The organism is Salinicola halophilus (genome assembly GCF_003206155.1).
In the GTDB taxonomy this organism is placed as follows: domain Bacteria; phylum Pseudomonadota; class Gammaproteobacteria; order Pseudomonadales; family Halomonadaceae; genus Salinicola; species Salinicola halophilus.
The window spans coordinates 1,379,209-1,405,812 of record NZ_PZJV01000001.1 but is presented as its reverse complement, the minus strand read 5'-3'; the positions used below and the strand labels follow the sequence as shown (position 1 = coordinate 1,405,812).

The window sequence follows — 26,604 nt, the reverse complement described above, 5'->3', positions numbered from 1 at the left end:
GACCTGCACTCGACAGACGGACAGGCGACCACGTTATACTAATGCGCTTTGTGTCGGCCGTTGGGGTCGACGCGTTTTCCTGCGTCACCACGTGGTCCGCTTGCCGCCGTGGATGCGCTCATCGCCACGGATTCCTTCATGAAAAGTGCAGATATCAGACAGGCCTTTCTGAGCTACTTCGAGGAGCGCGGACACACCATCGTGCCTTCCGCCTCTCTGGTACCGGAAAACGACCCGACGCTACTCTTTACCAACGCCGGCATGGTGCCGTTCAAGGATGTCTTCCTCGGACGCGACCCGCGACCCTACGTGCGAGCCACCTCCGCGCAGCGCTGCGTACGCGCCGGCGGCAAGCACAACGACCTCGACAACGTCGGCTACACCGCGCGCCATCACACCTTCTTCGAGATGATGGGCAACTTCAGCTTCGGCGACTACTTCAAGGCGGATGCCATCCGTTTCGCCTGGACCTTCATTACCGAGGTACTGGCGATTCCGCGCGAGCGGCTCTGGGTGACGGTTCACGTCAGCGACGACGAGGCCGCCTCGATCTGGACCGACGAGATCGGCGTCGACCCGACGCGGATGTCGCGACTCGAAGAGGACAACTTCTGGCAGATGGGGGACACCGGTCCCTGCGGGCCGAGCTCCGAGATCTTCTACGATCATGGCCCCGAGGTGTGGGGCGGCCCGCCCGGAACGCCGGAAGAGGACGGCGACCGCTACATCGAGGTGTGGAACCTCGTCTTCATGCAGTTCGATCGCGATGCCAGCGGCACCATGACGCCGCTGCCCAAGCCCTCCATCGATACCGGCATGGGCCTGGAGCGTATGGCGGCAGTGATGCAGGGCGTGCACTCGAACTACGAGATCGACCTCTTCCACAATCTACTGCTGGCGGCGGCCGAGCTCACCGGCCACGACGATACCGCCACGCCGTCGCTGCGCGTCATCGCCGACCACATTCGCTCGTGTGCCTTCCTCATCGTCGACGGGGTCATGCCCTCCAACGAGGGGCGCGGCTACGTGCTGCGCCGGATCATCCGTCGCGCCGTGCGTCACGGTCACAAGCTCGGCGCCAACGAGCCGTTCTTCCACCGTCTGGTCGCCGCCCTCGACGCAGAAATGGGTGAGGCCTATCCGGAACTTCGTCAGTCTCGCGAGCGCATCGAGCAGATCCTGTTGAAAGAGGAGCAGCAGTTCGCCCGTACGCTGGATCACGGTATGGGCCTGCTCGAAAATGCCTTGGAGGCACTCGACGGTGACGTTCTCTCCGGCGAGACGGTCTTCAAGCTCTACGACACTTACGGTTTCCCGTATGACCTGACCGCTGATGTCTGCCGCGAGCGCGGCGTAACGCTCGACGAGGCCGGCTTCGAGCGCGAACTGGAAGCACAGCGTCAGCGCGCCCGTGCCGCCAGCCAGTTCGGCGGCGACTACACCGCGGCGCTGTCGCTCGACGGTACCACCGAGTTCACCGGCTACGACCGGCTCGAAGACAGCGCCACCGTCGTGGCGATCGTCGATGCCGAGGGGCGCGAGCTCGAGGCGCTGGAGGAAGGGCAGCGCGGGGTCGTCGTGCTCGATCGCACGCCGTTCTACGGCGAGTCCGGCGGGCAAGTGGGCGATTCGGGCTACCTCGACACCGACGCCGGACGTTTCCAGGTCGGCGATACGCGCAAGCAGGCCGGCCATCACCTGCACGAGGGCGTGCTCATCCGTGGGCGCCTCGAAGTGGGCGAGCGGGTCGCGCCGAAAGTCGACGCTTCGCTGCGTCAGGCGACGATGCGCAACCACTCCGCCACCCATCTGCTTCACGAGGCGTTGCGGCGTACCCTCGGCGAGCACGTCCAGCAGAAGGGGTCGCTGGTCAGCGCCGAGCGTCTTCGCTTCGACTTCAGCCACTTCGAAGCAGTGACCCCGGAGCAGCTCGCCGAGATCGAACGCATCGTCAACGCGCAGATTCTTGCCAATGCGCCGACGGTCACCGAACAGATGACCCTCGACGAAGCCAAGGCGAAGGGCGCTCAGGCGCTGTTCGAAGCCAAGTACGCCGACAGCGTCCGCGTGCTCACCATCGGCGCCGACGACTTCTCCATCGAGCTCTGCGGCGGCACGCACATTGCGCGCACCGGCGACATCGGCGTGTTTCATATCGTCGCGGAGTCGGGCACCGCCTCCGGCGTTCGGCGTATCGAAGCGGTGACCGGCGACGGGGCGCTTGCCTGGTTCCAGGGGCAGGAGCGTCAGATTCATGCGATCGGTGAACGGCTCAAGGCCAAGCCCGAGCAGGTGGTAGAGCGCCTGGATTCGCTGCTCGAGCGTCAGCGCACGCTGGAGAAAGAGCTCGAGCGACTCAAGGCCAAGCTCGCGAATGCCGCCGGCAACGATCTGCTCGATCGCGCCCAGGACGTCGCCGGCGTGCGGGTGCTCGCCACTCAGGTCGAGGGCGTCTCCGGCAAGGAATTACGAGGTCTGCACGATCAGCTGAAATCGAAGCTCGGCTCCGGCGTGCTGGTACTCGCCACCGCGCAGGAAGGCAAGGTCAGTCTCATCGCTGGCGTGACCGACGACCTCACCGGCTCTATAAAGGCTGGCGAACTGGTCAATCACGTGGCCGGCCAGGTTGGCGGCAAGGGTGGTGGACGCGCGGACATGGCGCAGGCCGGCGGTAGCGACCCCAGCCGCCTGGAGCAGGCGCTCGAGAGCGTACCCGCCTGGATTGCGGATCGACTAGGCTGAATGCACCGGGCCGCTACCGGGGTGGCGGCCGTCAACGCTAGGGAGCGATAGAGAGACTCATGGCGCTTTACGTACAAAAATTCGGTGGTACCTCCGTCGGCTCGGTCGAACGGATCAAGGCGGTGGCGGAGAAGGTCAAGCGCGATCGCGACGCAGGCCACCAGGTCGTGGTCGTCGTCTCGGCGATGAGCGGTGAGACCAACCGGCTGATCGGTCTGGCGAGTCAGATCAACGAGGACCCCACACCGCGCGAGATGGACATGCTCGTCTCGACCGGTGAGCAGGTCACGATCTCGCTACTGGCCATGGCGCTGCATCAGCTGGGCGTGCCGGCGACCTCCTACACCGGCGCCCAGATCGGCATTCGCACCGACAGCGCTCACACCAAGGCACGCATCCAGCGCATCGAAACCGACGATCTGAAAGAGGATCTGGACGAAGGGCAGGTGGTCGTGGTCGCGGGGTTCCAGGGCGTCGACGACGAAGGCAACATCACCACTCTCGGCCGTGGCGGTTCGGATACCACGGGCGTGGCGCTGGCGGCGGCGCTCAGTGCCGATGAATGCCAGATCTATACCGACGTCGACGGCGTCTATACCACCGACCCCCGGGTCTGCTCCAAGGCGCAGCGACTGTCTCGCATCACCGTCGAAGAGATGCTCGAGCTTGCGAGCCTTGGCTCGAAGGTATTGCAGATCCGAGCCGTCGAGTTCGCCGGAAAGTACAACGTGCCCCTGCGCGTGCTGTCGAGTTTCGAGGAAGGGCCCGGCACACTCATCGTTGCAGACGAGGAAATTGAATCCATGGAAGAACCGCTCATCTCCGGCATCGCCTTCACGGCCAACGAAGCGAAGCTGACGCTCCTGAACACGCCGGACGTGCCCGGTGTCGCGTCGCGCATTCTCGGCGCCATCGCGGATGCCAACATCGAAGTCGACATGATCGTGCAGAACGTCGCGCCCACCGGGGACTACACCGACTTCACCTTCACCGTCGCCAAGAACGACTACAAGCAGACCATGCGAATCCTCCAGAACGACGTCATACCGGCACTCGGTGGCGGCGAGCTGCGTGGTGACGACAACATCGCCAAGGTGTCGCTGGTCGGGGTGGGCATGCGCTCCCACGCAGGGGTCGCCTCCAAGATGTTCCGCGTGCTCGCCGAAGAGAACATCAACATCCGAATGGTCTCCACCTCGGAGATCAAGATCTCGGTGGTGATCGACGAAAAGGCCATGGAACTCGCCGTGCGCGCACTGCATACCGCTTTTGGCCTCGATAAAGACAGCATTCAGAGCGAATAACCCAATAACACCTTCAAGAATGTCTCAGGCGTTCTACGCTTAGGGGAATTGAAAGAAGTGAAGGGACTCGAACGCTTTTTTCAATGACGCCCTTAGGCCGTTGGCAACGACGTGATTGGCCTGTCGGTCTGTATGACGCATAATCGCCCCGCTCGGGCGATAGGTCCGATTGCTGCGAGCGGCCCGAGAGCACACCCGAGAATGGAAGAAGGCCTGAGAAGGAGATCAGACAATGCTCATCCTGACCCGCCGCGTGGGAGAGACTCTCATGATCGGCGACGAAATCACCGTCACGGTTCTGGGAGTGAAAGGGAACCAGGTGCGCATTGGCGTCAACGCGCCGAAGGATGTGTCTGTTCATCGTGAAGAGATCTATCAGCGCATTCAGCGCGAGAAATCGGAAGACGACGATGACGGCGGTCCGGACGTCTAGATTGCCATGCGTGAGTCTGGAACCGCCTGAGCTGGTGAAGTCGTCCCTTTATCGGCTCGGGTTCTAGTAGTCAGCCTTCCTAGCTTTCCCGTTTCCCGTTCTCAAACTGCAGCTCGCTACCCTCGTCGAGAGAGACGTAAAAAAGTTTAGGCGCCTTCTGGACAAAGCCTAATAAAATCGGTAACCTATGCGCCGTGTTGATGAGGGAGAGGTGGCCGAGCGGCTGAAGGCGCTCCCCTGCTAAGGGAGTATGGGGTTTATAGCCTCATCGAGGGTTCGAATCCCTCCCTCTCCGCCAACATCGTTTTAAGCGATGACATCAGCGCAAGGGCTTAACGCTTGAAGTTGTTCGTCTTCTGAGATGGCGCTTAAGACCAGACAATTTGTGATCAGCGCCCGTAGCTCAGCTGGATAGAGTACCTGACTACGAATCAGGGGGTCGGAGGTTCGAATCCTCCCGGGCGCGCCACAGATTGAAAGCGGTAAAAATTGACGTCATTTGCTGTCAGAGCTTCGATCGTCATCAAGGTTTCAAGCGCCCGTAGCTCAGCTGGATAGAGTACCTGACTACGAATCAGGGGGTCGGAGGTTCGAATCCTCCCGGGCGCGCCACATCAATGACACCCGCACGCTAGCGTGCGGGTGTTTTTGTGTGTGCATCATTTACGTCTCGCCCACCGGGTCGTTCCGGACGCCTCTGGCTTGCCCTGGCATGGCCATGGCGTTGAAGGTGGCTGTCCGAGAGGCGGTGGCCTCGTTGAACGACGCGAGTGCTCGACGCATGCGCAGCCCGATGAAGCCTGCCGTCCTTAAATTGACGTTCAGGCGCCAGTCGGCGAGGGCGCCTCTGCGCGGGTCACGAAACCACCGATCAATGCGTCTCGGATGCTTCGAGGTGCCGTGCTGTCAGACCGTCGAGAAACGCCGGCATCGAAGTCTCACGGCGTAGCGCCCGAAACCGTATGGCAGCCTCGGCATCTCGAGCTCGCATGTGGTTCAGCCACTGTTTGAGTAGCGACACGACTACCTTCTCCGGCATTCCGTCTTCTCGTTTGCGCATGGCATAGCGGCAGAGCACGTCGCTGCGCGCCGACCAGGGGGTCGCGGCGAGCCGCTCGCCGCTGTGCTGCCAATGACGGATACGCCGGGCGAGCCACGGATCGGCCAGCATGCCGCGGCCGAGCATGACATCCCGGCAGCCGGAGAGCGTGCACGCCTTCCAGTACTCTTCCAGCGTCCAGATATCGCCGTTGACCACCACCGGCACGTCCACGGCAGCCCGAATCTTGCCCACCCACTCCCAGTGCGCCGGCGGACGATAGCCGTCGCGTCGCGTGCGCGCGTGGACCACGAGCTCTTCGGCACCGCCCGACTCGGCGGCGAGAGCACAGGCCAGCGCCACCCGGCGATCGTCGAAGCCGAGCCTGAGCTTGGCGTTTACCGCCACGCCGCGGGGGGCAGCAGCCTCGACCACAGCGGCGACGACTGTTTTGACGCGCGTCGGCGTTCGCAGCAGCGAGGCGCCGCCGTCATGCCGGTTCACCAGTTTGGCGGGGCAGCCGAAATTGATATCGAGCCGTGTCGCGCCCAGCGCGATCGCCTGCTCGGCGTTGGCGGCCAACGCCGCCGGATCCGAGCCGAGCAGCTGCAGCGTGACGGGCGTATTCGACGGCGTCGTCGGCCCATTCGGGCCGGCGGTGGCGAGTTCGGGGCAGTGGCGCAGAAAGACCCGCGGCGGCAGTTTGGCATCCACCACACGCACGAACTCCGTCACACACCAGTCAAGCGCGCCGTCGGCGCTGAGCAGGTCGCGGGTATCGGCATCGATCACCCCCTCCATCGGCGCCAGGCCAAGCCGACCGGCGCCGCGAGGGGAAGAGGAGAAGTGCAGAGCATGCTGAGCCATTGCGTTACGGAGCACTCGCGTCGAGAAGTGGGCCGCTACGCTAGCACAGCCACCGACCTACGCAATGCCAGGCGCTACACGAGCGCCTGACGCCGTGACGGGTTCTCGGTGGCGAAAGCCCAATGCACTCGTAGGGCGGTCATTCGGTGCCGCGCTGCCGGAGCGCTCGCCGCACCGTGAACGCAACGGAGAGCACGGCGAGAACCAGCAGTGCCAGCGAAATGGGGCGCGTCAGAAAGAGCGTCCAGTCCTCGTTGGCCATCAGCGCGCGGCGCAGATTGGTCTCGGCGATCGGGCCGAGAATCACGCCGAGTACCAGCGGCGCGAGCGGGTAGTCCAGCTTTGCCAGCAGATAACCCATCAGCCCAATACCGATGAGCAGGTAGAGATCGGTGACCCGGTTGTTGAGCGCAAGCGCCCCCACCGCGCAGCAGATCAGTACCACCGGCACGATGATCGATTTCGGTATCTCGGTGATACGCAGAAACCAGCGCATGCTGAGCAGACAGAACACCAGCACCATGGCAGAGGCGAGGAACATCGCCAGGAAAATGCCGTAAGCCAGATCGGCGTTGTCCATGATCAGGCGGGGGCCGACGCTGATCCCCTGAACCATGAGTGCCGCCATGAGCACCGCATCCACGGCGCTGCCCGGGATGCCGAGGGCGATCATCGGAATCAGCCCGCCGCCGGAGGTCGCCGAGTTGCCGGACTCCGACGCGACCACGCCGTCGGCGATGCCGGTGCCGAATCGCTCCGGCGTCTTGGAGGCGCGCTTGGCCTGATCGTAGGCGATCAGATTGGCGATGCTACCGCCAGCGCCGGGCACCGCGCCGATCACCACGCCGACCAGCGATGAGCGCAGCAGGTTGCCGGGTCGACTCAATACCTCGCGCAGCACCTTGAACGGCTCGAAGCGAATCCGGCCCTGAATCAGCGCCTTGTTCTGCTGGAGTTCGGCGGGATTCTCCACCTCACCGGCCAGCTGGCTGACCGCGAAGATACCTATGAGCACCACCAGAAACGGCAGCCCCGAGGCGAGCAGATCGAGCCCGAAGGTGAAGCGAGGGACGCCCATCATCGGATCCTGACCGATGGTGGCGATGAATAGGCCGAGCAGGCTCATCATCAGCCCCTTTAGTACGGACTTGCCGACCAGGCTCGCCACCACGGTGACGGCGAAGAGGATCAGCGAGAAATACTCCCAGGGACCGAGTTTGACGGCAATCATTGCCAGCGGCGGTGCCGCCACGATGAGCACCAGGGCACTGATCAGCGCGCCGAAGAACGACGCCCAGATCCCCAGCGCGAGCGCTCGGCCGGGTTCGCCGCGGCGCGCCATCGGATAGGCGTCGAAGGTCGTCGCCACCGACGACGGCGTACCCGGGATACCCAGTAGCGCCGCGCTGATCAGCCCCCCGGAGCAGCCACCCACGTAGACGGCGAGCATCGTCGCCACGCCCTGCAGGGGCGGCATGGTGAAGGTCACCGGGAGCGTCAGCACGATCGCCATGGTGACGGTGAAACCCGGAATGGCGGCGGCGATCACGCCGGCCACCACGCCGATCATCATGCTGAGCAGCGTCGCCAGCGTGAAGAGTTGATCCAGACTCGAAAGCAGCGCAGTTGTCATTGGCATGGCGCGGTGTCTCGTTGCGGAGTGCTGAAGAGAGCTCGGCTACCAGAGCCTGCCGGCGGGTAGCGAAATACGAAAGACCTCACCGAAGAGCCAGTAGAGTCCCAGGCTGAAGACCGCGGCGACGATGAGCGCGATGGCGAGCCGCCGACCGCGACGCGCGCCCAGCGTCCACTGCACGCCCGCCAGAAAAAGCAGCGAAGCGAGCGGAAAGCCGAGCCACGGCATCGAAAGCGCGTAGAGCGCGAAGGCGGCCAGGGTCGCGAACGCCAGACGTCGCTGAACGAACCAGGCCGCCGCCCCCGCCCCGGCCTTGCAGTCGGGGCGGCGCAGAGTCAGTAACGACTGCGTCAGGATCGACAGGTTGAAAACCACCAGCGCTGCGAGCACCAGACGCGGAAACGATCCCGAGCCCAGTGGCTCCCACATCGAGGAGGGGAGCGAATCGGCCTGCACGAACAGCGCCACGAAGAGCGCCGCGAGCGTGGCGTTGAGAATCGCATTGGCGAGTGCCTGTCCACGGGCACCCTCGCCCACCGGCGTCTCGCCGGAGGCCGTTGGCGTCGGGGCCGTCATCGTGCCAGCTTGCTGGAGAGGCGCTTCACGGTGGCGTCGACGTCGCCCAGATAATCCGCGTACGCGTCGGGACCCATGAAGTCGACCTCGGCGCCGACCCGATTGACGCGTTCGACGAAGGCCGGGTCTTCGGACATCGCCTCGAAGCCTTCGGCGAGGGTCTCGACCTTGGCGTCGTCGATGCCCTTTGGCGCGATGATGCCGCGATTGATGGTCAGGTTGAGATCGTCATAGCCGAGCTCCGTGAACGTCGGCACGTCCGGCGTGCGCTCGACGCGCTCCTGGGTGCCCACGGCGAGAAACCGCAGATCCCCGTTCTTGACGAATTCGAGGCTCGAGGAGACATCGCCGATGGAAGCGTCGATGTGGCCGCCGACGAGCGCGCGGATTCGGGCCCCGGTCCCCTCGAAGCCGACATAGCGAAACTGCGCGCCGATCGCGTCCTCGATCATCGCCGAGTGGACGTGCGGAATACCGCCGAGGGTGGTACCGATGCGAATTTCGTCCGGGTGAGATTCGGCATACTCGGCGAACTCCTCGAATGTCTCCCAATCACTGTCGGCGTTGACGGTCAGGTACTGCGGCGACGACGCCAGCGAGGCGATGGGCGTGAAGTCGTCCCAATTGAGTTGGGTCAGGCCCGTCGCGTTGGCCGCCATCAGCCCCTCGTGGATCTGGCCGAGTGTGTAGCCGTCCGGTTCTCGTTCGGCGAGTTCGGCAAGCCCTACCGTGCCGCTCACGCCGGGCATGTTGATCACCGGCATCGGCTGGCCGATGTGCTCGTCGGCGGCGTTGGAGATGATGCGCATCAGTGCATCGCTGCCGCCGCCCGGGGACCACGGCACGATGAATTCGATGGCTTGATCCGGGTAGTCGGCGGCCGTCGCGGCGGTGGCGAAGGCCCCCGAGCCGAGCGCCAGGCCGAGTACGCATGCGGTGCCGGTCAGATGGCGAGTGGTGCCCTGAATGACGGCCTTGAGAGCGTTGTAGTCCAGCATCGATTCGTCCTTTATTGGTGTTGGAAAACGTCGACTGACTTGCGAGTTGTTGTCGTAGAATTCTGCGAGTTGCGAGTTGCGAGTTGCGAGTTGCGAGTTGCGAGTTGCGAGTTGCGAGTTGCGAGTTGCGAGTTGCGAGTTGCGACGCGCTCAGCCGAGCAGCAGCGCGCCATATCCCAGCCCCATGGCCACCGCCCAGACCGGGTGCAGCTTGAGCTTCCACAGCATCAGCGTGGCGGCCGCGCCGATGATCAACACGTGGATCAGGCCCGCGCTCTCGACCCCCTCGTCGAAGAACGACCAAGTGAGATAGGCCATCAACACCATGATCACCGGACGCACCCACTGGCTCATCGACTTGACCTTGATCGAATCGCGGTAGCGATAGAGCGTGCCGAGGGCGATCAGCATGAGCAGCAGCGACGGCGCAACCGTAGCGAAAGTCGCGATCACGCCGCCGCCGATCCCCCCGACTTCATATCCGATATAGCCGGCCATCTTGGTGGCGATGGGACTCGGTAGCGTGTTGCCGAGCGCCAGGGTTTCGGCGAACTGTTGCGAGGTCATCCAGCCGTATCGGCCGACGACTTCGTTCTCCACCAGCGGAATGATCGCCGGTCCGCCACCGTAGCCGACGATGTTGGGAATGAAAAAGGCGAGGAATATCTCCCAGTAGATCATTGCTTGCCTTCCTCGAGCGCATCGGGCGTCTTGCTGGAGGTCCTGTCCCGCGACGGGCGCAGCAGCGCCGCGATCAGAATGGCGCCGATCACCAGCCCCGGATGGATATCCAGCCAGTAGATGAGTCCCCCGGCGATCACGCCCATGATCAACGTCACCAGCCAGCCGAGGGCAACCCGGGACTTGGCGAAGAAGTCCCAGGTCAACTGGGCCATCATCACCATCACCACCGGAATCACGCCCTCGCTCATGCCCTGGATCCAGCGCTGATCGCGGTAGCGGGTGAAAAGCCCCAGCAGCGCGACCATCGCCAGAACGCACGGCAGCACCACGGCAACGATGGCGTTGATGCAGCCGAACACGCCACCGACGCGATAGCCGATGTAGCCGGCCATCTTGGTGGCGATGGGGCCGGGGAGCGTATTGCCGATGGCGAGCACGTCGCCGAACTCGTCATCGTTCATCCATGCGTAACGGGCCACCGCCTCGGCGCGAACCAGCGGGATCATCGACGGGCCGCCGCCGAAACCGAGCAGGCCGATGCGCAGAAAGGCCACGAAGAGCTGCCACTGAGTCTTCATGGCTCAGAGGACCGCGATCGCAGCATCGGTGCGCGGTTCGGTGCCGCCGCAGTAGACCCCGGACTGGGGGTCGCGGAGGATCACTTGGCCACGGCCGTAGGCTGTGGTGTCGATCGCCATCGTCACCTCGTGGCCGCGTTCGGCCATGTCACGGATCAGATGGAGCGGATAGCCCGGCTCGATGCCTACCTTGCGCCCACCCATCCACTGCCAGCGCGGGGCGTCCAGCGCCGCCTGCGGGTTGAGCGCGTAGTCGACCAGATTCATCACCACCTGCATGTGCCCCTGAGGCTGCATGAATCCGCCCATCACGCCGAAAGGGCCAAGGGGCGTATCGCCCTGGGTCAGAAAACCCGGAATGATGGTGTGAAAGGTACGCTTGCCCGGCGCGAGCGTGTTGACGTGGCCAGGGTCGAGGCTGAAGCCGTGGCCGCGATTCTGCAGCGAGATGCCGGTCTCCGGCACCACCACGCCGGAGCCGAAGCCGTGATAGTTGCTCTGGATGTAGGAGACCATGTTGCCGTCGGCGTCCGCCGTGGCGAGATAGACCGTGCCGCCCGCCTGCGGCTCGCCGGGCTCGGGGTCGATCGCGGTCGGCTTGATCAGCGCACGACGCGTCTCGGCGTAGGCATCGCTGAGCAGGGATTCGACGCTCGTGCGCATGTGGGCGCTGTCGGTAATGTGGTGGTGGCCATCGGTGTAGGCGAGTTTCATCGCCTCGATCTGGCGATGTAGCAGTTCGGGGTCGTCGCGCACCGCCGGGTCGAAGCCCTCCATCAGCCGCAGTGCCATCAGCGCGACCATGCCCTGACCGTTGGGCGGAATCTCCCAGACATCGACGCCGCGATAGTTCACCGAGATCGGCTCGACCCATTCCGGCTGATAGCCGGCGAGATCCGTCGCCCGCAGATAGCCGCCGGTTTCCCGGGAAAAGGCATCGATCTTCTCGGCCAGCTCGCCACGGTAGAAACTCTCGCAGTGAGAGGCCGCCAGGGACTCGAGGGTCCGCGCCTGCGCCTCGTTGCGATGGATTTCGCCGGCGCGGGGAGCGCGCCCCCGCGGGGCGAAAGCCTCGAGCCAGGGAGCCACGGCGGGATCGGTGGCTGCCGCGCGAAACTGGCGCTCGCCGCGGGCCCAGAGCTTGGCGATCACCGGCGATACCGGAAAGCCTTCCCGGGCGATGCGGATGGCCGGGGCGAGCAGCTTGGCGAAATCGAGCTTGCCATGGCTACGGGAGAGCTCGGCCCAGGCGGCCGGCGTGCCGGGTACCGTGACCGGTGTCCAGCCGTGCAGCGGCATCTCGTCGAAGCCGGCGGTCTTGACCGCCTCCGGCGTCAGGCCGGCCGGCGCGTGGCCGCTGGCATTGAGGCCGTGGAGCTTGCCGCTGCCGGTACCGTCAGCGAGCCACACGAGGGCGAAGGCATCACCGCCGATGCCGTTGCCCGTCGGCTCGACCACGCTGAGCACGGCGGCCGTGGCAATGGCGGCATCCACGGCGTTACCGCCCTGGGCCAGAATGTCCCGACCGGCCTCGCTCGCCTGAGGCTGGGAGGCGGCAACCATGCCCCGTTGTGAATAGGTGGCACTGCGCCGTGAAGCGTAAGGATTGTCGTCGGAAAAGCGCAGCGAGTCGAAGGGCGCGGTATCGCCCCGCGTAGCGGTGCGGTCGGAAGCGGTCGTCATGCGGGCGTTCTCGATTGTTATGGGCCGATGGGCGATCGACTGGCCGAGGGCGTCGAAAAATCGATTTTTACTATGACGTCGTATTCCGCGGATGGTCAAGCCGCGTTCGCGTCTCAATGGGGATTCGCACCGCCGGTCGAATTCGGCACTATTGGAGAAACGACTCGCCGTGCGGCATCGAGTTCCCAGCGATCATGGTGTGACTCCCCGCCGGGCGCTTTGTCAGCACAGGCCGAGTCGACATCGACGACAAGAGGCGTTCATGCCCCAACGAGAACCCGCAGGGCTCACCGCCGCCAGCCAGATTTACACGGCGCTCAAACGCGACCTCATTCAGGGGCGATTCACGGCGGGCGAAAAACTCGCGATCAAGTCGCTCAAGGAGCACTACCAGGTAGGCCTGAGTCCGCTGCGCGAGGCGCTCAATCGACTGGCCGCCTACGGCCTGCTGACGCAGGAGAATCAGCGAGGTTTCCGAGTGCCGGCGCTCACCCGCACCGAACTCGACGATATCGTGACGTTACGTCAGCGTTTCGAAGGGCAGGCGCTGAGCGAGGCGCTGGCCAATGGCGATGCCCACTGGGAGGCCGAGCTGCTGGCAGCGTTTCACCGGCTCAAGCGGGCCGACGAGCACGCCGAGGCGCTGGAACACTGGGAGCTCATGCATCTGCAGTTCCATCGTCGCCTGCTCGAACCGTGCACATCGCGGTGGCTACTGCGATTCATCGAGCAGCTTCACGATCAGTTCGACCGCTATCGGCGCATGGCGCCGACCCTTCCCGGGCTGCGGGAAACGCTGGATGCCCAGCACGGCGAGCTAGTGGAACTTTCGCTTTCACGCCGCACCGAGGCGGCGCGGACGCTCATCCACGAGCACATCCAGCTCTCCTACGAAGTGGCGCGCGGCGCCTGCGAAGAGGGGTGAAGCGATCATGACTCGAGTGGCGTGAGCCCGCCGCGCAGGCGCTGCTCGAGTGCGTCCATCGAAACGCTGTCGTCGTCGGGCCAGCCGAGAGTGAGTACGACGCCGTCGCTCGAATAGTCGACGCCGTCGACCGGAATCTCGTGCTCGGCGAGCCAGTGACGCGTCTCCGCCTCCTGGCTGAAGCCGACGCGGATGCGACGCTTGCGACGTTCGGTATGGCTGGCGCGGGGCAGGGTGTCGAGCGCCTGAACGACGGCCTGGGTATAGGCGCGGACCAGTCCGCCGGTGCCCAGCTTGATACCGCCGAAATAGCGCGTGACCACGACCCCGATGCGTCCGAGACCGCTGCCCTCCAGCGCCTGGAACATCGGGCGCCCGGCAGTGCCGCCGGGTTCGCCGTCGTCTGAGAAACCGATGGTGACCTGCTCGCGCGGCGCCCCGGCGATGAAGGCGCTGCAGTGATGGCTGGCGTCAGGGTAATGTGTTCGCGCGTTGGCCAGCAGACGCTCGAAATCCGCCGGTGTGGCGACGTGGCCGATCCAGGTAATGAAGCGACTCTTTTCGATCTCGAGGGTGTGGGTGTGGATCTCGTCTGGGGCGAGCGCCGGGACAAAGTAGCGCATCAGGCCGCTTGCGAAGGGTGGCGCATCACACCCATGACGAGCCCCAGTACCTGGACGTCCTCGTTCTTGAGGTAGATCGGCGGCATGGTGTCGTTGGCCGGCTGCAGACGCACGCCGGTCTTCTCGATGAAGAGCTTCTTCAGGGTCACTTCCTGATTGTTGATGAGAATGACCGCCGTCTCGCCGTTCTCGGCGGACTCATAGCGCTCGATGATGATGATGTCGCCGTCGAAGATGTGGCTATCGATCATCGAATCGCCGCGCACGCGCAGCGCGTAGGTGTTGCGCCGCACCAGGCGCGCGGGCACCTGCACCGTGGCGTCGTCGAGACACGCCTCCATCGGTAGCCCCGCCGCGACCTGGCCGAGCAGCGGGATGTCCACCAGGTCGGTGGCATCGATGGTTTCCCAATCGCCCTCCATCAGCGGCAGGTTGGGGTGGCGTTGCAGATAGCTCGGTGCACGGTTGTTCATCGTTTTCTCCCGACAGGTGGCGCCCATCATAGCAAGGTCGACGGGACGGACAAGCCACCTCTAATCCCCGAGCCGCGCGGCGGCTGGCTATCGCCGGATGCGTGCCGTAGGCTTGCCGGCGAGCGAGGTCACACCGCTCGAACGGCTATCGTGAATCAGGAGACCGACCGGCGGCATGCGCCTCAAATCGATCAAACTTGCCGGCTTCAAATCGTTCGTCGACCCCGTTACCGTCCCCTTCGACGGCAACATGACCGCCATCGTCGGCCCCAACGGGTGCGGCAAGTCCAACGTCATCGACGCCGTGCGCTGGGTCATGGGGGAGTCCTCTGCCAAGACGCTACGCGGTGAGTCGATGGCCGACGTCATCTTCAACGGCTCCACCGGCCGCGCGCCGGTCGGCCAGGCCGCCATCGAACTCACTTTCGACAACCGCGACGGGGGCATGGGCGGCGCTTATGCCAGCTACGCCGAGATCGCGGTCAAGCGTCAGGTGACGCGCGACGGCCAATCCGGCTACTACCTCAACGGTCAGAAGTGCCGGCGACGCGACATCGCCGACATCTTCCTGGGTACCGGCCTCGGGCCGCGCTCCTACGCCATCATCGGTCAGGGCATGATCTCCCGCCTTGTCGAGGCGCGTCCGGAGGAGCTTCGCAGCACGCTCGAAGAGGCCGCGGGCATCTCCAAGTACAAGGAGCGCCGCCGCGAGACCGAGAATCGCTTGCGGCGAACGCAGGAGAATCTGGAGCGCCTCGACGACATTCGCCAGGAGCTCGACAAGCAGCTCGAACGTCTCAAGCGCCAGGCGGAGGCGGCCCGGCGCTACCGGCGCCTGCAGGACGAGATGCACCGGCTGCGCGGCGAACTCGCGTTGCTGCGCGAGCGTGCGCTTCGTGGCCAGCTCGCCGAGGAGACGGCGCGGGTCGGCGAACTCGAAACCCGTATCGAACAGGTGACGTTGAGCCTGCGGGCGTGCGAGACGCGTCTGGTCGAAGGACGCGAGACGCATGAAAAAGTCGCCCGTGAACTCGAGCGTCACCAGGCGAGCTTCTACGAAACCGGCGCGGCGATCGCCCGGCTCGAACAGTCCCTCGAACATGCACGCCAGCGCGATCGTCAGCTCGCCAGCGACCTCGACGCCGTCCGCCGCGAGCATGAATCCCTCGCGGCACTGATGAGTGAGGACGAACGCCGCCGCGCCGAGATCGAGGCGCGCCTCGAGACGCTCTCACCGCAAGCGGCGGCCGCCGAGGAGCGTCTCGAAGCGCTCGAGAGTCGCGCCGCCGATGCCGAATCCGAGATGAGCCAGCGCCAGCGAACGTGGGAAACGGCCAGCGAGCGAGAGCGCGACAGCCGCTACGCGGCCGAGCGGGAGCAGACCGCGATTCAGCGTCTGGAGCGTCTGGTCATCGACCTCGAGGCCGAGATCGAACGCCGCCGTCGTCAGCGTGACGAGCTGCCCGACGTTGGCGAACTCACCCACGAGCGCGGCGTCCTCGCCGCCTCGCTCGACGCGCTGGAGGCTCGCCAGCAGACTCTCGAACATCGGCGCGAGCAGCATGGCAGCGAGCGCGACACCGCCCGCCAGGCGGTCGAGGAACGTCGCCGCGAGCGGGAGGCGGGGAGCGCCGAGCAGCACCGGTTGCAGGGAGAGATCGCGTCTCTCGACGCCCTGATCGCCGCCGCGCTGACCGACAGCGACGCGGGACTCGCCGACCATCTGGCAGGCCATTCGCTATTGCATGCGCCGCGGCTCGCAGAGCGCCTCGAGGTCGAGTCCGGGTGGGAGCGTACGGTCGCCTGGGTGCTGGCTCCCTGGCTGCACGCTCGCGTGGGGACGCTTGCCGAGTCACGCGCGCCGCTGGAGGGACTGCTCAGCGGTGAGCTGCCGGTGGTCGAGGCGAATGCAAGCGCGCGACACGACTCCGACGATCCGGTAACGCGGGTTACCCTCGCCGCCAAGGTAGAGGGTGCCGGCGCGCTCACTGCCTTTCTCGACACTATCTATTGTGCGGCGACCCTAGAGGAGGCATGGGCCAGGCTCGATGGGCTTGCGCCGGGGGCGAGCGTGATCACCGCCGACGGGCTCTGGCTCGCGCGCGGCTGGGCGCGCCGTCTGGGGCGCGACGATGCCGCCGGCGACAGCGTGGTTCGTCAGCGTCAGCGGCGCGCGACACTCGAAACAAGGCGCGAGCATCTCGAGGGGCGCCTCGAGACGATCGACACCGCGCTCGGCGAGGCGCAGTCGACGCTTGCGACGAGTGAGGCGGCGCTGGAGGCGTCGAGAGAGGAAGAGACGGCGCTGGCACGCGAGCGTCAGCAGACGGCGACACGGCTGGCGACACTCGACGGGCGGCTCGAACACGGTACCGCGCGCGCGGCAGAGATCGACGACGAGCTGGCCGAGCGGCGCGAAAGGCTCGAGAGCACTCGGCTCGAGTGGGAAGCGGCCCGCGAGCGCTGGCAGCAGGCCTTGAGCGCCGTCGAGTCCGCGGCGCTCGAGCGTGACGCGGCGGATACGTCGCGCCAGGAGACCCGGGAGCAGCTCGATACGCTGCGTCGGGAGCAGCAGCAGGCGCGGGCCGATCAGCAGTCGCAGGGGCTGGAGCGTCAGCGTCTGGAGACGCAGCAGGCCGAGCTTGCCCAGCAGCTCGAGCGCAGCCGGGTGCAGCTTGCCGCGCTCGACGAGCGCCGTGACACGCTTCTGAGTCAACGAGAGGCGCTCAGCGAGCCCGATGACGAACAGCGCGAGACGCTCGCATCGCTGCTCGATCAGCGCAGCCACGAAGAACGCACCCTCGAGTCGTATCGTGATCGTGCCAATACGCTCGGCGAGACACTGCGACAGGCCGAAGTCGAGCGTCAGGATCACGAACGCACGCTCGGCGAGCTGCGCGAGCGCCTTCAGGAGGTGCGCCTGCAGGTGCAGGCGCTCACGCTCAAGGCCGACGCTCAGGCCGCGCAGATCGATGAGGCGCAGCACGACCGCGACGCGCTGCTCGAATCTCTCGACCCGGCGGCCACCGAACCCGCCTGGCAGACCCGTCTCGACGAGACCGCCGAGCGCATTCGCCGACTCGGGGCGATCAACCTCGCGGCGATCGAGGAGTACGACCAGCAGTCGGAACGACGTGACTACCTCGAGGGGCAGCACGCCGAGCTCTCTGAGGCGATCGAGACGTTGGAGCGGGCGATCAAGCGTATCGATCAGGAGACACGTAGTCGCTTCAAGCAGACTTTCGAGCAAGTCAACGACGGGCTGGGGGCACTTTTTCCACGAGTCTTCGGTGGCGGGGCCGCATGGTTGACGATGACCGGCGAGGATTTGCTGGAGACCGGGGTGGCGATCATGGCGCGCCCGCCGGGCAAGAAAAACAGCACCATTCATCTGCTCTCCGGCGGCGAAAAGGCACTGACCGCACTGTCGCTGGTCTTCGCCATCTTTCAGCTCAATCCGGCACCGTTCTGCATGCTCGATGAGGTCGATGCCCCGCTGGATGACGCCAATGTCGGACGCTATGCCAGGCTGGTCAAAGAGATGTCGGAGAGCGTGCAGTTCATATTCATCACGCATAACAAGATCGCCATGGAAGCGGCGGAGCGATTAATGGGCGTGACAATGCAGGAGCCCGGTGTGTCTCGACTGGTCTCCGTGGGCGTGGACGAGGCGGCGTCGATGGCCGAGACCGCCTGACGAGCAGGAAAGCGTCACACGAAAGTCATTCCGCGCGCCGCGACGGTTTGCGGAAAATAGCCAAACCGTCCGACCGCGTAATAGACTGCCTTCCATGCGGGAGAATTGAAGGGCGATGGCAGGCGGGCAAAACATTTCTTGACAACGAAAAATATGGCCCGCTTCGGATAAATCACGCTATGCTTAGGCCAGCATGCACCCGCATGCATTTCTTTCCTCGGCATAGCGGCATCGCGAACAGGCAAGACGACCCATGGAACTAAGAGAGTGGCTCATCATCCTGGGGCTGGTTTTGGTAGCAACCATCGTGATCGATGGCTTTCGCCGCCTCCAGCGCCAACGTCGTGTACCGCGACTCGACCGCGCGACCGCTGAAGCCAGTGAGTCCGATGCGGGCGATGTCGACACCGGCGCGCAGCAGGATCCGGAAGAGCAGGCCCGTGAGCAGGAAGTCAATTGGGAACTGCCCAATGGCGGCGCCCGTGTCGTGCGCCCGGCGACCTTCGAGCGTAGCCAGGACACCATGGAGCCGATTCGGCCGACCGAGCCCAAGCGTCAGGAGCGAATTCCCGACGAAGCGCTCCAGAGCAGTATTCTCGATCGTCGCTCGCGCTCCTCGTTTGCCAGCATGCAGGCCAATGTGAAGAGCGCGGTCCGTGCCGGTGCCAAGCGCGTCAGCGAATCCGCCTCTCGTCTCGGCCACAAGCGCGACGATATCGACTCCGACGAGACCGTTCACGAAGAGCCCCGGCTTACCGGTCTCGAAGCCGAGAGTCGCGACGCTGATTACGAGCGTGACGCTCGGCCCACGCAGGCAGAGCGGCTGAGAATCGAAACGCTCACGCCAATGGATCTCGACCCGGACCGACTGCCGCGAGAAACGTCAGCGACAGACGCCACCGAGCGGGACGAGTCTGCCGACATGCACGTCGCCGAGGCATCGCCGGCACGCCATGAAGTGGTGACACCGCACCCGGTGGTCGAGCGGGCTAAGCGTCATCACGTCAACGCAGCGCGTGCGCGTGAGACGCTGGCGGATGCCGAAGAGATCATCGTCATCAGCGTTCTGGCGCGTAACGAGGAAGGCTTCGACGGCACCACGCTGCTCAAGCTTATGCTGGCGTGCGGACTGCGATTCAGCGAAATGGGCATCTTTCACCGTTTCGAGACGGAAGAGAGCGATAGCGAACTTCAGTTCTCCATGGTGAACGTGCTCAAGCCCGGCGTCTTCGACCTGGACCGGATGGACGAGATCGTCACACCCGGCGTGAGCTTCTTGATGCCGCTGCCCGGCGCCCACGACACCTCGGTCGCGTTCGAGGCGATGCTCGAGACGGCCATGGTGCTGGTGCGCAATCTGGGCGGCGAACTCAAGGACGAGAATCACAGCGTCATGACCGCGCAGACCATCGAGTTCGCGCGCCAGCGAGTGCAGGACTTCGAGCGTCGGCATCGGCTGCATCGCTATCAGGCGAACTGATGCTTCGACGGGGCGCGAACCGAACGTTCGGTAGCGGGTGATCCGAGCACGGAAAAATGACGGGGCCTTCGGGCCCCGTTGTCGTCTGCGCTGGCAGTAGCAGGAACGACGGCTTTAGCCTCTGATCCACCGGTGTCTCGCGCAGCAGGCACTAGACACTTGTTCCCTCTCTATCGTTGCAACGCGCCTGGTTGATCGGCGTGTGTCTGCCCGGGCGCTCTAGCGTTCGAACGTCTCTACTCGCGCACGTTGAGGGCAATCGTGACGCCGCTTGAACCGATGACACTTTCACATCGGCGGTACGGTCGGCATCCGCTACAATCGCTGCCCATCAGTCACTTCCCTTCGCGACACCGCGGACCTTTCTTTCACGCGATCGAATCGAATGCCATGAGTCAGATTCCCGAAGCGACCCGCCAGCGGGCGGAGACGCTGCACCGCCAGTTGGACGATGCCAACTACCACTACTATGTCGAAGACGAGCCCCGTCTCACCGATGCCGAGTACGACACGCTGCTGCGCGAACTGCAGCAGCTCGAGGCCGACTATCCCGACCTCGTGACGCCGGACTCGCCGACGCAGCGCGTCGGTGCCGCCCCTGCCGAGCGTTTCGAGGAGGTGGCACATGCCGTCCCCATGCTGTCGCTCAATAACGCGCTCAACGAGTCCGAGTTGCATGAGTTCATTCAGCGCACTGCGATTAGATTGGAACGTGATGCCGAAACGCTGGAATTCTGCTGCGAGCCCAAACTCGACGGCCTAGCCGTCTCGCTGATCTACGAGAGAGGGCGACTGGTGCGCGGTGTAACCCGCGGCGATGGCCAGACGGGCGAAGACATTACGTCGAACCTCAAAACGCTTCGCTCGATCCCCTTGAAAGTCAGAGGGGGCGAGTACCCCGACCTCTTCGAAGTTCGCGGTGAGGTTTACATGAGCCATTCCGGCTTCGAGGCGTTGAATGAGCGCGCAAGGGTGAGCGGTGGGAAGGTCTTTGCCAATCCGCGCAACGCCGCCGCCGGTAGTGTCCGCCAGCTCGACTCCAAGATAGCGGCCGAACGTCCGCTCGAGTTCTGCGCTTATCAGTGGGTCTCTCGCGGAAGCGAAAGTATCACCAAGATCGATGCCGCTTCACACAGTCAGCAGATGAAGTGGCTACAATCCTGGGGGTTCCGAACCAGCCCGCTGCTCGACGTTGTGAAAGGCGCCGAAGGCGTCATCGATTTCTGCCGGGGGCTGGGGGAGCAGCGCGAGACGCTGGATTACGACATCGACGGCGCGGTGATCAAGGTCGATAGCCTGCGCGATCAGCGCGAGCTTGGCTTCGTCTCGCGCGCGCCCCGCTGGGCGATCGCGCTCAAGTATCCCGCTCAGGAGCAGACCACCACGCTCAACGACGTCGATTTTCAGGTCGGCCGGGTGGGAACGCTGACGCCGGTCGCCAAGCTCGCCCCCGTTCAGGTCGCCGGCGTCACCGTCTCCAACGCCTCGCTTCACAACATGGACGAGATCGCGCGACTCGGCGTGCGTATCGGTGACACCGTCATCGTGCGTCGCGCCGGCGACGTCATTCCGCAGATCGTCGGTGTGGTCACGGCACAGCGCCCCGAGCAGACGCGTAGCATCGAACTGCCCGAGGCCTGCCCGGTCTGCGGTTCCGCCGTTGAGCGCCTGGAGAACGAAGTCGCCGCGCGCTGCGCCGGCGGGCTCTACTGCCCGGCTCAGCGCAAGGAGGCGCTCAAGCACTTCGCCAGCCGCCGCGCGCTGGACATCGACGGACTCGGGGAAAAGCTCATCGATCTGCTGGTGGAGCGCGACTGGGTGCAGACCCCCGCGGACCTCTTCCGGCTGGAAGCCGAGCGCCTCGCCGAGCTGCCGCGACTGGCGCAGAAGTCGGCGGGCAATCTGGTCAATGCGCTGGAGACGGCCAAGCGGACCACGCTTGCGCGCTTTATCTACGCCATCGGTATCCGTGAAGTGGGCGAGGCGACCGCCGCCGGTCTGGCGCAGCACTTCGGCACGCTGGAGGCGCTGCGCCGCGCCGAGCTGGAAGCGCTGGAAGCGGTCAACGACGTGGGCCCGGTGGTGGCGCGCCACGTTCACACCTTCTTTCGCCAGGCGCACAACCGGGAGACGCTCGACGATCTGATCGACGTCGGCGTGACCTGGGACGAGATCGAGATTGAATCCCGTCCTCAACCGCTGGCGGGGGAAACCTGGGTGCTCACCGGCACGCTGGAGGAGATGACCCGGGACGAAGGCAAGGCGCGCCTTCAGGCGCTTGGCGCCAAGGTCGCCGGGTCCGTCTCCAAGAAGACCGCGACCGTCGTCGCCGGGCCGGGTGCCGGCAGCAAGCTCGACAAGGCCGAGTCGCTCGGCGTCGAGGTCATCGACGAGGCGACCTTCGTCGCCCGTCTCGCCGAATGGGAGTCCTGACATGAGCCGCTTCGTCGACGTACCGCACACCATGCTGCCCGCTGAAACCCTGGACGCGCTACTGCAAACCTTCGTTACCCGCCAGGGCTACGACACCACCGACGTCACCACTGACATGCACGACTGGGTGCGCGATCTCCGTCGTCAGTTGGAGCGCGGCGAGCTGCTGGTAGTTCACGATCTGCAGACCGAGACCACCGAAGTGATGACGCTCGCCCAGTGGCAGAGTTTCGGCCGCCAGATCGGCGACGACGAGGAGGAGGGCGACGGCCCTTTCTCCTGACGCCTACGCGTCGTTCCGCATCTGTGGCATGACGCATCGGCGATAAAAAACGGCGCCCCCGNNCGGGGGCGCCGTTTTGCGTCGAGGCGCGCTCTCGCAAGAGCGGCCCCGGGAGAGGCGCGAACTTCAGGTGAAGAACAGCGGTACCAGAATGCTCGAAATCAGCAGAATCAGCGCACCGCCGAGTCGCGAAGAGATCTGGGCGAACGGCATCAGCTGCATGCGCTTCGCCGCCGACAGCACCGCGACGTCGCCGGTACCGCCCATGTTCGCCATGCAGAGCCCGGCGGTAATGGCGGATTCGATCGGGTAGAAGCCGACCAGCTTGCCCACCAGGCCCGCGCCGAAAGCAGCCCCCGCGACCACTGCGAAGACGATCATCACGTAGGTGATCGAGATCGCATCGATCACCTGGCCCAGATCGGTGTAGGCGATGCCGATGCCGAAGAGCAGGGCGAAGGTCCAGTTCTTGGCGACGAACTGAAACCACTGCGACGCCGCTTCGTTGATCGACTCCGGCACCACGTCGGTGATCTTGAGCAGGGCGACCAGGATGATCATCAGCGCGTAGGGGTGCAGCGGAATGAAGCCACCCAAAATCTCGCCGCCGACGAAGAAGGTGAGTGCGGCGACCACGCCGATGCCCAGCTTGGAGAGATCGAACGTGCTCTCGCGCTCCTCGATCTCCACGCCCGGCATCATCTGGCCGTTGCCGGTGAGTTTCGGCATGCGGTTGCCGAGACCGTTGAGCAGTCCGGCGATGATGATCGCAAAGACGTTGCCCAGCGCCAGCGCCGGCACCAGGATCGAGATGTAGTAGCTCGCCGGCTGACCCAGCAGCTGCTCGTAGATCTGGCTCATGGGGACCGCGCCGGCGCCCATGCCGCCGCCGAGGATCGGCAGCGTGATGACGACGACCGCATCTTGGGGCGAGAAGCCCATCACGTAGCCCACCGCGACCGCAAACAGCGCGGCGAACAGAACCGCACACACCAGCGGCAGGGCGTAGCGCGACCCCACCTTGACCAGCACCTTGGAGTCCATGCCCAGGATGCTGCCGGTGATCAGCGCGGCGATGTAGAAGTTCAGAAAACCGCCGCCCTTCATGAAGGTGGTGACGTTGTCGACCACCCCCGTCGGCAGCCAGTCGAGATAGACGAGGGCGGCCGAGCCGAAGATCGCAAGGATCGCCCCGCCGCCGAGATAGGTCTTGACGATGGGCAGGCGGTCGCCGATGAACCCGAGCAGCTCGCCGAACAGCATCATGACCAGCAGGGCGCCGATCATGCCGGTGGGCAAGGTGTCAGTCGCCATCGACAGGATGAGAACGGCGGTCGCGATCGCGAACAGGGGAAAGGGAATGCCGAAGATCGGCGTCGACAGCCAGTGGCGTCGTTCGGCCGGGTCAGCGTGCGCGCTGTGCGACTCGGATACAGTCATGGTTGGCTCCCCGAAGGTGAGCGCCCGAAGGGCGGTGGACGAAAGATCGTTGATACGCTTGGCCGCAAGGATAAAAGGCGTGCCGCACCAGCCAAATTTTCCGAACTTAATTAAGTCTTTCGAAACTATTGAAACCAGCCCACTGTGTCGCGGCATAAAGCCCCGAGTGGCGGAATACCACGTTGGTCTAAATACGCGCCAGCCGGGGCTCGCTCCGCGCCTGGCGAGTGTCGGGTAAGCCTGGCAAGCGAAACGTCGGCGACATCTCCGATCGCGGGCGTTAGCCGCTGTCAGTCCGGCGCGGTATCCTGCGTTCACTTTTCGTGCCCCGCGACCGATTTCCAGGATTCATGAAACGTCTACGTCTGAGCGCCCAGATATTCCTGCTCGTCGCCAGCATGATCGTGCTGACGCTGGGCACGGCGTTTCTGCTTTTCGACTACCAGCTCGCCGAGAGCGTCGAGCGAGCCCAGGCAGAACGGGTCCAGGGGCTGGCGAGCGTGATCGCCACCCGGGGCGACGTGCGCGAGGCGCTAGCGGCGCGGCCCATCGTCCGCGACCCAAACTCGCCGCTGCGTCGCGACATCGAGACGCTTCGCGAGTCCCTCGGGATCGATTTCATCACCGTGTTGGATCGCGACCACCTGCGCCTGACGCACCCCGATCCCGACGAGGTCGGGCGGCATTTTCGCGGCGGTGACGAGGGCCCGGCGCTCGCCGGCGAGACCTACGTGTCGCGGGCGCCGGGTACGCTCGGCGTCAGCATTCGCGGGTTCGCCCCGGTGCGCACGACCAACGGCGCGGTGCTCGGCGCGGTCTCCACCGGCGTCACGCTGAATCGGGTCGGCTTGGTGCTCGCCGAAAAGCGTCAGGGCGGGCTGCTGGGCGTCATCCTGCTGATGCTCGTCGGCGCCCTCGGCGCCGGCTGGCTCTCCCGCTACATCAAGCGAGTCCTGCTCGGCTTCGAACCGCACCAGATTTCGCAGTGGGTGCAGGAGCGTCAGGCGCTCATGGCATCGCTGCACGAAGGCGTGCTGGCGGTGAACGCCGACGGCGAGCTCACGCTGATCAACCCCGCGGCGCGGGAGCTGCTCGGCGTCGAGGCCGAGCGGGCGATTCCGCCGGAGACGCTCGAGACCCTGTTCGCCGGCGATCCGCTCGCGCTGGACCGCCGATTGACGCTCAACGGCCGGGCGCTGATCGTCAACCGCATGGCGATCCGCGACGTCGCCAGCGAGGGCGGCGGCAGCGTGGTGACGCTTCGTGACCGCAGCGAGGTCAATCGCCTGGCCGAGGAACTGACCGGTGTCAGCCGCTACGCGCAAGCGCTGCGCGCCTCCACGCACGAGTTCAAGAACCGGCTTCACGTCATTCTGGGTCTGGTCCAGCTGCGCGATCTCGGTCGGCTCGAGCGCTACCTGCGCGAACTCGACGACACGCTGATCGCCCCCGCCGCGGCGCGGGTCGCCAAGGTGCGCGACCCGGTGCTCGCCGGGTTCCTGCTCGCCAAGGGAAGCGAGGCGCGGGAGCGGCGCATCACGCTCGAGATCGAGCTCGAGACGACCCTGCCCGCGGCCGAGGAAGAGGAGGTGTGTCACCTGCTGGTGACGATCATCGGCAATCTGGTGGAGAACGCCTTCGAGGCGTTGGCCGAGCGAGAGACACGCTGCGTCACGCTCACCCTCGGGCTCGACGCGGGCGCGCTCTCGCTGCACGTCGCCGACAGCGGTGCCGGCATGAGCCCCGAGCAGTGTGGCCGCGCGCTGGAGCAGGGCAGTTCCACCAAGGGCGAGGGGCGCGGCTTCGGCCTGGCGATGGTCAAGAATCACGTCGAATCCCGCGGCGGTACGCTCGCGCTCTACTCGGCGCCGGGGCGTGGCACGCTGGTCGAGGTGACGCTGCCCTACGCCGTCGCCGTGAGCCAGGTGACCGACCCGGTAACGTGACCGACTCGGTGATACGGATCATCGATCAACCGAAGCAGACAAGCGAGGCGAGCATGCGCGTACTGGTGGTAGAAGACGACCCGATGGTGATGCGGCTCAACGTCGAGTTTCTCAATCGCATCGACGGGATGAGTCTCGTCGCCCAGTGCGAGGATCTGCCGACCGCGCGCGACCTGCTCGCCAATGAAGCGGTGGATCTGCTGCTGCTCGACGTCTACCTGCGAGACCAGAACGGACTGACCCTGGTCCGCGAGCTGCGACGTCAGGCCCGCGACGTGCAGATCGTGCTGATCACTGCCGCCTCCGAAACGGAGACGGTACGCGAGGCCAAACATCTCGGAGTCGCCGACTATCTGGTCAAGCCGTTCGATTTCGCCCGCTTTCGCGAGGCGCTCAGCCAGTGTCTGGAGACTCACCGACGCCTGTCCGGGTTGCCGGCGCGGGCGCATCAGCGCGACGTCGATGCGCTGTTCCGGCGCGATACCGTCGCCCCCTCGCGGCCTGGCGAACTGCCCAAGGGACTGACGCAGAACTCGCTGGCGCAGGTGGCGCGGGCCGCCGTCGCCCATGCCGGCGATGTCTTCACCACCGAGATCCTGAGCGAGGAGAGCGGCATGTCGCGGGTGTCGGTGCGCAAGTATCTCAAGCACCTGGTGGATCGAGGTCTGCTCGAGGAGTCCTTCCACTACGGTCAGATCGGCCGCCCCTCCTTCACCTACCGCTGCCTCGACCTGCACGCGCTGACCCGTCTCGGCAGCTAGCCG

At 65.1% G+C, this 26,604-nt stretch carries 20 protein-coding genes and 3 tRNA genes; 13 read left to right on the top strand and 10 right to left on the bottom strand.

The window, feature by feature from the left end; translation table 11 throughout:
• Positions 1 to 138: 138 nt before the first annotated feature.
• The 6 genes from alaS to DOM33_RS06315 all read left to right on the top strand — a co-directional run bounded on the left by alaS (position 139) and on the right by DOM33_RS06315 (position 5,091).
• Positions 139 to 2,742: an alanine--tRNA ligase gene (alaS, locus tag DOM33_RS06340; RefSeq protein ID WP_110666834.1), complete on the top strand. Its 2,604-nt coding sequence runs from the start codon at positions 139 to 141 to the stop codon at positions 2,740 to 2,742.
• 59 nt (positions 2,743 to 2,801) lie between these two features.
• Positions 2,802 to 4,046 carry an aspartate kinase gene (locus DOM33_RS06335; protein ID WP_110666832.1) on the top strand — a complete coding sequence of 415 codons (1,245 nt, stop codon included), beginning with the start codon at positions 2,802 to 2,804 and terminating at the stop codon, positions 4,044 to 4,046.
• A gap of 232 nt (positions 4,047 to 4,278) precedes the next feature.
• On the top strand, positions 4,279 to 4,479 hold the full coding sequence (gene csrA, locus DOM33_RS06330; RefSeq protein WP_110666830.1) for a carbon storage regulator CsrA: 201 nt from the start codon (positions 4,279 to 4,281) through the stop codon (positions 4,477 to 4,479).
• 205 nt (positions 4,480 to 4,684) lie between these two features.
• Positions 4,685 to 4,777: transfer RNA gene (locus DOM33_RS06325), tRNA-Ser, on the top strand.
• A 94-nt stretch (positions 4,778 to 4,871) separates the two neighbouring features.
• Positions 4,872 to 4,948: transfer RNA gene (locus DOM33_RS06320), tRNA-Arg, on the top strand.
• 66 nt (positions 4,949 to 5,014) lie between these two features.
• A tRNA-Arg gene (locus DOM33_RS06315) sits at positions 5,015 to 5,091 on the top strand.
• A gap of 259 nt (positions 5,092 to 5,350) precedes the next feature.
• Here DOM33_RS06315 and DOM33_RS06310 read toward each other — a convergent pair.
• The 7 genes from DOM33_RS06310 to DOM33_RS06280 form a co-directional block, all read right to left on the bottom strand.
• On the bottom strand, positions 5,351 to 6,319 hold the full coding sequence (locus DOM33_RS06310) for a tRNA dihydrouridine synthase (protein ID WP_110667589.1): 969 nt from the start codon (positions 6,317 to 6,319) through the stop codon (positions 5,351 to 5,353).
• Between the two features lie 205 nt (positions 6,320 to 6,524).
• Positions 6,525 to 8,024: a tripartite tricarboxylate transporter permease gene (locus DOM33_RS06305; protein WP_239495275.1), complete on the bottom strand. Its 1,500-nt coding sequence runs from the start codon at positions 8,022 to 8,024 to the stop codon at positions 6,525 to 6,527.
• A gap of 39 nt (positions 8,025 to 8,063) precedes the next feature.
• Complete coding sequence (locus DOM33_RS06300) at positions 8,064 to 8,597, bottom strand: tripartite tricarboxylate transporter TctB family protein (protein ID WP_110666826.1); 534 nt, start codon at positions 8,595 to 8,597, stop codon at positions 8,064 to 8,066.
• Positions 8,594 to 9,595: a Bug family tripartite tricarboxylate transporter substrate binding protein gene (locus DOM33_RS06295; RefSeq protein ID WP_110666824.1), complete on the bottom strand. Its 1,002-nt coding sequence runs from the start codon at positions 9,593 to 9,595 to the stop codon at positions 8,594 to 8,596. Before DOM33_RS06295 ends, DOM33_RS06300 begins: the two co-directional genes overlap by 4 nt.
• A 150-nt stretch (positions 9,596 to 9,745) precedes the next feature.
• Entirely contained in the window at positions 9,746 to 10,276 is a 531-nt protein-coding gene (locus tag DOM33_RS06290) for a chromate transporter (protein WP_110666822.1), read from the bottom strand.
• The gene (locus DOM33_RS06285) at positions 10,273 to 10,857 is read right to left on the bottom strand and encodes a chromate transporter (RefSeq protein ID WP_110666820.1); all 585 of its coding nucleotides are present in this window, start codon (positions 10,855 to 10,857) and stop codon (positions 10,273 to 10,275) included. Before DOM33_RS06285 ends, DOM33_RS06290 begins: the two co-directional genes overlap by 4 nt.
• 3 nt (positions 10,858 to 10,860) lie before the next feature.
• A complete protein-coding gene (locus tag DOM33_RS06280) occupies positions 10,861 to 12,420 on the bottom strand; it encodes a gamma-glutamyltransferase family protein (protein ID WP_204352639.1) in 1,560 nt (519 codons plus the stop codon).
• 382 nt (positions 12,421 to 12,802) lie between these two features.
• Between DOM33_RS06280 and DOM33_RS06275 the strand changes: the two genes are divergently transcribed.
• A complete protein-coding gene (locus tag DOM33_RS06275; RefSeq protein ID WP_110666816.1) occupies positions 12,803 to 13,465 on the top strand; it encodes a GntR family transcriptional regulator in 663 nt (220 codons plus the stop codon).
• Positions 13,466 to 13,470: 5 nt separating this feature from the next.
• Here the strand turns inward: DOM33_RS06275 and DOM33_RS06270 are convergent, their stop codons facing one another.
• Positions 13,471 to 14,088, bottom strand: coding sequence for an IMPACT family protein (locus DOM33_RS06270; RefSeq protein WP_110666814.1), 618 nt, complete (start codon positions 14,086 to 14,088; stop codon positions 13,471 to 13,473).
• Positions 14,088 to 14,561, bottom strand: coding sequence for a LexA family protein (locus tag DOM33_RS06265; RefSeq protein ID WP_110666812.1), 474 nt, complete (start codon positions 14,559 to 14,561; stop codon positions 14,088 to 14,090). The genes DOM33_RS06270 and DOM33_RS06265 overlap by 1 nt, the downstream gene beginning before the upstream one ends.
• Before the next feature lie 175 nt (positions 14,562 to 14,736).
• On the opposite strand from DOM33_RS06265, the gene smc reads away from it, so the two are divergent.
• The 4 genes from smc to DOM33_RS06245 all read left to right on the top strand — a co-directional run bounded on the left by smc (position 14,737) and on the right by DOM33_RS06245 (position 22,454).
• The gene (gene smc / locus DOM33_RS06260) at positions 14,737 to 18,258 is read left to right on the top strand and encodes a chromosome segregation protein SMC (RefSeq protein ID WP_110666810.1); all 3,522 of its coding nucleotides are present in this window, start codon (positions 14,737 to 14,739) and stop codon (positions 18,256 to 18,258) included.
• 253 nt (positions 18,259 to 18,511) lie between these two features.
• Positions 18,512 to 19,738, top strand: a complete 1,227-nt coding sequence (gene zipA / locus DOM33_RS06255) for a cell division protein ZipA (protein ID WP_110666808.1) — start codon at positions 18,512 to 18,514, stop codon at positions 19,736 to 19,738.
• A gap of 390 nt (positions 19,739 to 20,128) precedes the next feature.
• Complete coding sequence (gene ligA / locus DOM33_RS06250; protein ID WP_110666806.1) at positions 20,129 to 22,171, top strand: NAD-dependent DNA ligase LigA; 2,043 nt, start codon at positions 20,129 to 20,131, stop codon at positions 22,169 to 22,171.
• 1 nt (position 22,172) lies between these two features.
• Complete coding sequence (locus DOM33_RS06245; RefSeq protein WP_110666804.1) at positions 22,173 to 22,454, top strand: YheU family protein; 282 nt, start codon at positions 22,173 to 22,175, stop codon at positions 22,452 to 22,454.
• A 126-nt stretch (positions 22,455 to 22,580) separates the two neighbouring features.
• On the opposite strand, the gene DOM33_RS06240 is transcribed toward DOM33_RS06245, so the two are convergent.
• Positions 22,581 to 23,894: a 2-hydroxycarboxylate transporter family protein gene (locus tag DOM33_RS06240; RefSeq protein WP_110666802.1), complete on the bottom strand. Its 1,314-nt coding sequence runs from the start codon at positions 23,892 to 23,894 to the stop codon at positions 22,581 to 22,583.
• A gap of 350 nt (positions 23,895 to 24,244) precedes the next feature.
• Here DOM33_RS06240 and DOM33_RS06235 point away from each other — a divergent pair, with 350 nt between their 5' ends.
• Entirely contained in the window at positions 24,245 to 25,840 is a 1,596-nt protein-coding gene (locus DOM33_RS06235) for an ATP-binding protein (RefSeq protein WP_110666800.1), read from the top strand.
• Between the two features lie 53 nt (positions 25,841 to 25,893).
• Positions 25,894 to 26,601, top strand: a complete 708-nt coding sequence (locus DOM33_RS06230; protein ID WP_110667587.1) for a response regulator — start codon at positions 25,894 to 25,896, stop codon at positions 26,599 to 26,601.
• Positions 26,602 to 26,604 lie beyond the last annotated feature (3 nt).

Coding starts and splice junctions, on each gene's coding strand:
- DOM33_RS06265 (WP_110666812.1), bottom strand. CDS start 14,561: ATGAACAACCGTGCACCGAGCTATCTGCAACGCCACCCCAACCTGCCG.
- alaS (WP_110666834.1), top strand. CDS start 139: ATGAAAAGTGCAGATATCAGACAGGCCTTTCTGAGCTACTTCGAGGAG.
- DOM33_RS06270 (WP_110666814.1), bottom strand. CDS start 14,088: ATGCGCTACTTTGTCCCGGCGCTCGCCCCAGACGAGATCCACACCCAC.
- DOM33_RS06290 (WP_110666822.1), bottom strand. CDS start 10,276: ATGATCTACTGGGAGATATTCCTCGCCTTTTTCATTCCCAACATCGTC.
- DOM33_RS06230 (WP_110667587.1), top strand. CDS start 25,894: ATGCGCGTACTGGTGGTAGAAGACGACCCGATGGTGATGCGGCTCAAC.
- DOM33_RS06235 (WP_110666800.1), top strand. CDS start 24,245: ATGAAACGTCTACGTCTGAGCGCCCAGATATTCCTGCTCGTCGCCAGC.
- DOM33_RS06295 (WP_110666824.1), bottom strand. CDS start 9,595: ATGCTGGACTACAACGCTCTCAAGGCCGTCATTCAGGGCACCACTCGC.
- DOM33_RS06245 (WP_110666804.1), top strand. CDS start 22,173: ATGAGCCGCTTCGTCGACGTACCGCACACCATGCTGCCCGCTGAAACC.
- smc (WP_110666810.1), top strand. CDS start 14,737: ATGCGCCTCAAATCGATCAAACTTGCCGGCTTCAAATCGTTCGTCGAC.
- DOM33_RS06280 (WP_204352639.1), bottom strand. CDS start 12,420: ATGGTTGCCGCCTCCCAGCCTCAGGCGAGCGAGGCCGGTCGGGACATT.
- csrA (WP_110666830.1), top strand. CDS start 4,279: ATGCTCATCCTGACCCGCCGCGTGGGAGAGACTCTCATGATCGGCGAC.
- DOM33_RS06285 (WP_110666820.1), bottom strand. CDS start 10,857: ATGAAGACTCAGTGGCAGCTCTTCGTGGCCTTTCTGCGCATCGGCCTG.
- DOM33_RS06310 (WP_110667589.1), bottom strand. CDS start 6,319: ATGGAGGGGGTGATCGATGCCGATACCCGCGACCTGCTCAGCGCCGAC.
- DOM33_RS06300 (WP_110666826.1), bottom strand. CDS start 8,597: ATGACGGCCCCGACGCCAACGGCCTCCGGCGAGACGCCGGTGGGCGAG.
- DOM33_RS06240 (WP_110666802.1), bottom strand. CDS start 23,894: ATGACTGTATCCGAGTCGCACAGCGCGCACGCTGACCCGGCCGAACGA.
- DOM33_RS06305 (WP_239495275.1), bottom strand. CDS start 8,024: ATGCCAATGACAACTGCGCTGCTTTCGAGTCTGGATCAACTCTTCACG.
- DOM33_RS06335 (WP_110666832.1), top strand. CDS start 2,802: ATGGCGCTTTACGTACAAAAATTCGGTGGTACCTCCGTCGGCTCGGTC.
- ligA (WP_110666806.1), top strand. CDS start 20,129: ATGAGTCAGATTCCCGAAGCGACCCGCCAGCGGGCGGAGACGCTGCAC.
- DOM33_RS06275 (WP_110666816.1), top strand. CDS start 12,803: ATGCCCCAACGAGAACCCGCAGGGCTCACCGCCGCCAGCCAGATTTAC.
- zipA (WP_110666808.1), top strand. CDS start 18,512: ATGGAACTAAGAGAGTGGCTCATCATCCTGGGGCTGGTTTTGGTAGCA.